This window comes from Mycobacterium sp., assembly GCF_025965855.1.
Taxonomy (GTDB): Bacteria; Actinomycetota; Actinomycetes; order Mycobacteriales; family Mycobacteriaceae; genus Mycobacterium.
Map to the genome: position 1 here is coordinate 1 of NZ_JAOPWB010000065.1, position 2,633 is coordinate 2,633.

The 2,633-nt window shown below is 64.2% G+C and carries 1 protein-coding gene and 1 pseudogene; both read left to right on the plus strand.

Annotated elements, in window-relative coordinates; all coding sequences use genetic code 11:
• The first annotated feature begins 250 nt into the window (after positions 1-250).
• Entirely contained in the window at positions 251-1,645 is a 1,395-nt protein-coding gene (locus JWP83_RS04830) for an IS1380 family transposase (RefSeq protein ID WP_297726585.1), read from the plus strand.
• A gap of 585 nt (positions 1,646-2,230) precedes the next feature.
• Positions 2,231-2,633: pseudogene (locus JWP83_RS04835) on the plus strand (cytochrome P450); the annotation flags it as partial.

Consider the following 2,633-nt stretch of genomic DNA (forward strand, 5'->3'; position numbering starts at 1 on the left):
AGCTGCCGTTGATCCAGTTCCATAGCCACGGGATCGAGTGTTTCTGACATCGTCAGTCCTTCCCGCCAAGCTCACGCTCGGCGTGTCAGACCAAGATCAGATCCACCGTTGTTCTGACAGTCCCAGCTAGCCTGGATTTTTCGCGGGTCGTGGTGTGATGTGGGGTGTTGAATAGCGAAAGTGCCTGTCCTGCAAGCAATAATGAGACTTCTCTAGGGTCCACGATTCCGAGCGGGAAGGCACTTCGCGGGTGAAGGGTATCGCAGCACGGCCACGGGTGAAAGTGTCCGCCGACGGCCAGGGTGTGGTGTCGCATGCCGGGGTGGGGATTCTGCGGGAGTTGGCGGAGTTGACCGGGCTCTGCGCGCAGGTGACGGCCTCGTTGGCCGACACCTATCGAGGGCCGTGGATTCATGCTCCCGGAGATGTGTTCGGCGATCTGGTGGCCGCGGTCGCCGACGGGGCGGACTGTGTCGATGGGGTCGGTCAGCGGTGCGCAGATCGTGAACATGTCTTTGGGCCGGCGGCCTCGACGACCACGATGTGGCGGCTGGTCGACGAACGCATTGACGCTGCTCACCTGCCCGGTGTCCGTGCCGCCCGCGCGGCTGCACGATCGACAGCGTGGGCGGCCGGGGCGGCGCCGCCGTCGGGGTGGTTGCACGTCGATGTCGATGCCACGATCACCATCGACCACTCCGACAACAAGGAGAATGCGGCCGCGACCTGGAAGAAGACCTGGGGCCATCACCCGCTGCTGGTGTTCTTGGACCGTCGCGAGATCGCCGGCGGCGAAGCCTTGGCCGGGCTGCTGCGACCGGGCAATGCCGGCTCCAACACTGCCGCCGACCACGTGAAGGTGCTCCGGTGGGCGCTGGAATCGTTGCCGGTGGCTTACCGCCGGGACCCCGCCGATCCTGGGGCGCCGCAGATTCTGGTGCGCTCCGATTCCGCCGGTGCCACCCACACCTTCGCCGACCCCTGCCGAGAAGCCCGGGTGGGATTCTCCTTCGGCTACCCCGTCGATGCCCGGGTCCGCGACGCGACCGACACCCTCAACATCAGCGACAGCTGGTACCCGGCGATCGATTCCGACGGCGACATCCGTGACGGTGCCTGGGTCGCTGAAGCCACTGACCTGGTGGACATGAGTAGCTGGCCGGTTGGGACCAGGCTGATCCTGTGCAAAGAGCGTCCCCATCCCGGCGCCCAGTTGCGGTTCACCGACGCCGACGGGGACCGCATCACCGCCTTCATCACCGACACCGGCCCCGGGGTGGTGCCCGGCCAGCTCGCGGGCCTGGAACTGCGTCACCGCCAACACGCCCGCGTCGAGGACCGCATCCGCGAGGCCAAGGCCACCGGCCTGACCAACTTGCCGTTCCACTCGTTTGACGCCAACGCTGCCTGGCTGGAAATCATCCTGGCCGCAACAGATCTGGTGGCCTGGTCGAAACTGATCGGCTTCACCGATCATCGCGAACTTACAACCTGTGAGATCGACACGTTCCGCTACCGCGTGCTGCACGTCGCCGCCCGCATCACCCGCAGCGCCCGACAAACCCGGCTGCGCATCGACTCCACCTGGCGGTGGGCCAAGGCGATCCCCGCCGCCTGGACACGCATCCGCGGCGCATTCACCTAAAACCCGACGCCCAGACCACACGAAACGAAAGAACCCCACCGGCCCTGGAAAGCCCGCACACCCGACGCGACACCGGGCACCTCGCCGCGCCCGCCCGCCACAAACAACCGGCACAAACCCGCCGAAACCGATGAACCACACCCCCGGCCTCGACGCATGCAGAATCGAGGTTAGTGCGCGGCGCTGGTCCCGGCGCTGGTTGCGGGGTGATCGGGGAACGGTGAGGACCATCTTGCCAATGTTTTCCCCGCGGAACAGGCCGCTGATCGCTGCGGGCGGCGCGTCGAGTCCTGGCGTTGGGTCTCCGGGGGGTTCAACTTCCGGTCGACCCAATCAGAGGCGGTCGAGGGCGGCCGGCAGGGCATCAGCGAATTGCAGCGGTGACTAGCTCTGCAAAGTCAGACCGTTGTGAACAAGGTCTTGATGCTGACCGTCCAGGCGGTGTCGTCGTCGTCGGTGGAGATCAGGCTCCAATCAGCCAAAAACACACTCGAATCGGCGGTGTGTCCAACGACACTGAATCCCCCTTCGGCGAAAACCGTTTCTAAGTCTAACGGAGAAGGCAATGAAGGAGCAGGTTGAGAAATGCTAGTTGCACATCACAGCAATGGTCGCGTGCCCGCCGAGGTTTCGTTGACGGACATTGATCTTGGCTCGTGGGACTTCTGGGCCCTTGATGACGAGGTCCGCGACGGAGCTTTCGCAACCCTTCGTCGCGAGGCGCCGGTCAGATTCTTCCCGCTTCTTGTGCGTAAGGGCGAGCAGCCTGGGGCAGGCCATTGGGCACTGACAAGATTTGATGACGTACAGTACGCCAGCCGTCATCCCGAGACTTTCAGTTCCTATCCCAATTTCACGATCAGCAATCTCAATCCGCAAGTGGCCGAGTACACCAGCTCGATGTTGGCGCTGGATGATCCGCGTCACCAGCGGTTGCGCTCGATCGTCGGCCGGGCATTCACGCCCAAAGTACTGGCAAGGATCGAAG